Consider the following 5,383-nt stretch of genomic DNA (forward strand, 5'->3'; position numbering starts at 1 on the left):
GGGGGGGATTAGTGGCGAACGGGTGAGTAACACGTGAGTAACCTGCCCTTGACTCTGGGATAAGCCTGAGAAATTGGGTCTAATACTGGATACGACCTTCTGGCGCATGCCATGTTGGTGGAAAGCTTTTGTGGTTTTGGATGGACTCGCGGCCTATCAGCTTGTTGGTGGGGTAATGGCTTACCAAGGCGACGACGGGTAGCCGGCCTGAGAGGGTGACCGGCCACACTGGGACTGAGACACGGCCCAGACTCCTACGGGAGGCAGCAGTGGGGAATATTGCACAATGGGCGCAAGCCTGATGCAGCGACGCCGCGTGAGGGATGAAGGCCTTCGGGTTGTAAACCTCTTTCAGTAGGGAAGAAGCCGGCCCTTTGGGTTGGTGACGGTACTTGCAGAAGAAGCGCCGGCTAACTACGTGCCAGCAGCCGCGGTAATACGTAGGGCGCAAGCGTTATCCGGAATTATTGGGCGTAAAGAGCTCGTAGGCGGTTTGTCGCGTCTGTCGTGAAAGTCCGGGGCTTAACCCCGGATCTGCGGTGGGTACGGGCAGACTAGAGTGCAGTAGGGGAGACTGGAATTCCTGGTGTAGCGGTGAAATGCGCAGATATCAGGAGGAACACCGATGGCGAAGGCAGGTCTCTGGGCTGTAACTGACGCTGAGGAGCGAAAGCATGGGGAGCGAACAGGATTAGATACCCTGGTAGTCCATGCCGTAAACGTTGGGCACTAGGTGTGGGGGACATTCCACGTTTTCCGCGCCGTAGCTAACGCATTAAGTGCCCCGCCTGGGGAGTACGGCCGCAAGGCTAAAACTCAAAGGAATTGACGGGGGCCCGCACAAGCGGCGGAGCATGCGGATTAATTCGATGCAACGCGAAGAACCTTACCAAGGCTTGACATGAACCGGAATGATGCAGAGATGTGTCAGCCACTTGTGGCCGGTTTACAGGTGGTGCATGGTTGTCGTCAGCTCGTGTCGTGAGATGTTGGGTTAAGTCCCGCAACGAGCGCAACCCTCGTTCCATGTTGCCAGCGGGTTATGCCGGGGACTCATGGGAGACTGCCGGGGTCAACTCGGAGGAAGGTGGGGACGACGTCAAATCATCATGCCCCTTATGTCTTGGGCTTCACGCGTGCTACAATGGCCGGTACAAAGGGTTGCGATGCTGTGAGGTGGAGCTAATCCCAAAAAGCCGGTCTCAGTTCGGATTGAGGTCTGCAACTCGACCTCATGAAGTTGGAGTCGCTAGTAATCGCAGATCAGCAACGCTGCGGTGAATACGTTCCCGGGCCTTGTACACACCGCCCGTCAAGTCACGAAAGTTGGTAACACCCGAAGCCGGTGGCCTAACCCCTTGTGGGAGGGAGCCGTCGAAGGTGGGACCGGCGATTGGGACTAAGTCGTAACAAGGTAGCCGTACCGGAAGGTGCGGCTGGATCACCTCCTTTCTAAGGAGCGCCTCAAGGGTCGTGTGCTCATCCTCTGTGGTGGGTGTGTGTCCTTGCAGGAGTTGGCCCATAGCGCGGGCGTTTGTTCCGTGGTGGGTGCTCATGGGTGGAATATCAGGAAATAGGTTTGCTTGGTGGTGCTGGTGGTGTCGTAGTACGCCCCTGTGGCAGTGTCTGGTTCTTCGCAGTGATGTGGGGTTTCAGGTGGTGTGGGGGTTGGAAGTGATGCTGGTGGTGGTGCGGGTGGATCGTTTGGCACACTGTTGGGTCCTGAGATAACAGGGCCCTTGTTCTGTTGTGGTGTCCTTGGGGGTTGTTCTCCCGGGGGTGTCGTGGTGGGGTGGGGGTTTGGTTGTTTCTGGGTGGTTCCTGCGCGTGCTGTGCTCGTCCCTGGTGGGGTGGGTGTGGGTGTGTCGGGGTTGTTGGTTGAGAACTGCATAGTGGACGCGAGCATCTTAAAAACTGTGAGCGGAGTGTCGTGCGTTGATGGGTGTGCTGGTGGTCCTGTCTTGCTTTCGGGTGGGGCGGGGGTGTTGGTTCGCTTGTTGTGTGCGGTGTCTTCGTGAGCTGAGTGATTTTTGTGGTCAAGTTTTTAAGGGCACACGGTGGATGCCTTGGCATCAGGAGCCGAAGAAGGACGTGGGAATCTGCGATAAGCCTGGGGGAGTTGATAACCGAACGGTGATCCCAGGATGTCCGAATGGGGAAACCCCGCCCGGCGCGCGAGTGACCGGGTGACCCGTATCTGAACACATAGGGTACGTGGGGGGAACGTGGGGAAGTGAAACATCTCAGTACCCACAGGAAGAGAAAACAATAGTGATTCCGTTAGTAGTGGCGAGCGAACGCGGATCAGGCTAAACCAGTGGTGTGTGATAGCCGGCGGGCGTTGCATCACTGGGGTTGTGGGACTTTCCGTACCAGTTCTGCCGGATTGGTGAAATGTGTGCGTGCGTATAGGTGAACGGGTTTGAAAGCCCGGCCGGAGAGGGTGTTAGTCCCGTAACCGTAATGCGTGACGCCGTTTGGAGAGGATCCCAAGTAGCACGGGGCCCGAGAAATCCCGTGCGAATCTGCCAGGACCACCTGGTAAGCCTAAATACTCCCTGATGACCGATAGCGGACCAGTACCGTGAGGGAAAGGTGAAAAGTACCCCGGGAGGGGAGTGAAATAGTACCTGAAACCGTGTGCCTACAAACCGTCGGAGCGGGCTTCGTGCCTGTGACGGCGTGCCTTTTGAAGAATGAGCCTGCGAGTTAGTGTTACGTCGCGAGGTTAACCCGTGGGGGGAAGCCGTAGCGAAAGCGAGTCTGAACAGGGCGAGTGAGTGGCGTGATCTAGACCCGAAGCGAAGTGATCTACCCATGGCCAGGTTGAAGCGACGGTAAGACGTCGTGGAGGACCGAACCCACTTCAGTTGAAAATGGAGGGGATGAGCTGTGGGTAGGGGTGAAAGGCCAATCAAACTTCGTGATAGCTGGTTCTCCCCGAAATGCATTTAGGTGCAGCGTTGCGTGTTTCTTGCCGGAGGTAGAGCTACTGGATGACTGATGGGCCCTACAAGGTTACTGACGTCAGCCAAACTCCGAATGCCGGTAAGTGAGAGCGCAGCAGTGAGACTGTGGGGGATAAGCTTCATAGTCGAGAGGGAAACAGCCCAGACCACCAACTAAGGCCCCTAAGCGTGTGCTAAGTGGGAAAGGATGTGGAGTTGCGAAGACAACCAGGAGGTTGGCTTAGAAGCAGCCATCCTTGAAAGAGTGCGTAATAGCTCACTGGTCAAGTGATTCCGCGCCGACAATGTAGCGGGGCTCAAGTACACCGCCGAAGTTGTGGCATTCACATGTATACCCAAGCTGAGGGACGTGTTCTTTCGGTTCAGGGGTGTGGATGGGTAGGGGAGCGTCGTGTGGGCGGTGAAGTCGCGGTGTGAACCAGCGGTGGAGCCTACACGAGTGAGAATGCAGGCATGAGTAGCGAAAGACGGGTGAGAAACCCGTCCGCCGAATGATCAAGGGTTCCAGGGTCAAGCTAATCTGCCCTGGGTAAGTCGGGACCTAAGGCGAGGCCGACAGGCGTAGTCGATGGACAACGGGTTGATATTCCCGTACCGGCGAAGAACCGCCCATACTGATCGAGGGATACTAACCGCCAGAAGCATGACCGCCCACCCTTGTGGTGGTGCCGGTTTTTTGTGGATCGTGGGACCTGATCTCGGGAGGTAAGCGTAGTAACAGGTGTGACGCAGGAAGGTAGCCGAGCCGGGCGATGGTTGTCCCGGTCTAAGGATGTAGGGCGGACCATAGGCAAATCCGTGGTCCTGGTTTAGATACCGTGCCTGAGATCTGATGGGACCCCCGTACGGGGGAATTCGGTGATCCTATGCTGCCTAGAAAAGCATCGGCGCGAGGTTCCAGCTGCCCGTACCCCAAACCGACACAGGTGATCAGGTAGAGAATACTAAGGCGATCGAGAGAATTATGGTTAAGGAACTCGGCAAAATGCCCCCGTAACTTCGGGAGAAGGGGGGCCCCAACCTTGACCGGCACGTTTGCTGCCGGGAGGGGATCAGGGCCGCAGAGACCAGGGGGAAGCGACTGTTTACTAAAAACACAGGTCCGTGCGAAGTCGCAAGACGATGTATACGGACTGACTCCTGCCCGGTGCTGGAAGGTTAAGAGGACCGGTTAGTTCCACGTCCGCGTGGGACGAAGCTGGGAATTCAAGCCCCAGTAAACGGCGGTGGTAACTATAACCATCCTAAGGTAGCGAAATTCCTTGTCGGGTAAGTTCCGACCTGCACGAATGGAGTAACGACTTCCCCGCTGTCTCAACCATAAACTCGGCGAAATTGCAGTACGAGTAAAGATGCTCGTTACGCGCAGCAGGACGGAAAGACCCCGAGACCTTCACTATAGTTTGGTATTGGTGTTCGGTGTGGCTTGTGTAGGATAGGTGGGAGACTGTGAAGGGTGGACGCCAGTTCGCCTGGAGTCATCGTTGAAATACCACTCTGGTCACTCTGGATATCTAACTTCGGCCCGTGATCCGGGTCAGGGACAGTGCCTGATGGGTAGTTTAACTGGGGCGGTTGCCTCCTAAAAAGTAACGGAGGCGCCCAAAGGTTCCCTCAGCCTGGTTGGCAATCAGGTGGCGAGTGTAAGTGCACAAGGGAGCTTGACTGTGAGAGAGACATCTCGAGCAGGGACGAAAGTCGGGACTAGTGATCCGGCGGCTCATTGTGGAATGGCCGTCGCTCAACGGATAAAAGGTACCTCGGGGATAACAGGCTGATCTTGCCCAAGAGTCCATATCGACGGCATGGTTTGGCACCTCGATGTCGGCTCGTCGCATCCTGGGGCTGGAGTAGGTCCCAAGGGTTGGGCTGTTCGCCCATTAAAGCGGTACGCGAGCTGGGTTTAGAACGTCGTGAGACAGTTCGGTCCCTATCCGCTGCGCGCGCAGGAAATTTGAGAAGGGCTGTCCTTAGTACGAGAGGACCGGGACGGACGAACCTCTGGTGTGTCAGTTGTACTGCCAAGTGCACCGCTGATTAGCTACGTTCGGATGGGATAACCGCTGAAAGCATCTAAGCGGGAAGCCTGCTTCAAGATGAGATTTCCCTACACCATGAGTGTGAGAGGCCCCCAGCCAGACCACTGGGTTGATAGGCCGGATGTGGAAGCAGGGACCAACGACCTGCGAAGCTGACCGGTACTAATACGCCGACAACTTACACCACACACCCCCCCCACCCGGGCAACCGGTACAGGCAGGGGGAGTGAAAATCACGAATGCTACGCGTCCACTATGCGGTTCCCGACCAACAACCACGGAAACCACCACCCACAAGCACAAACCCACGGGCGGTACCCCACAGGCGCAGACTCATAACTCAATACACGACACGTACACCAGACTTACCGGCAC

Annotated in this window: 2 rRNA genes; both read left to right on the forward strand. The window is 56.6% G+C overall.

Features of this window, described 5'->3' with window-relative positions:
- Positions 1 to 1,452: ribosomal RNA gene (locus tag E8P82_RS14825) — 16S ribosomal RNA — on the forward strand; the annotation flags it as partial.
- A 582-nt stretch (positions 1,453 to 2,034) separates the two neighbouring features.
- A 23S ribosomal RNA gene (locus tag E8P82_RS14830) occupies positions 2,035 to 5,195 on the forward strand.
- Positions 5,196 to 5,383 lie beyond the last annotated feature (188 nt).

It is taken from the genome of Arthrobacter echini (genome assembly GCF_004803505.1).
GTDB lineage: Bacteria > Actinomycetota > Actinomycetes > Actinomycetales > Micrococcaceae > Arthrobacter_D > Arthrobacter_D echini.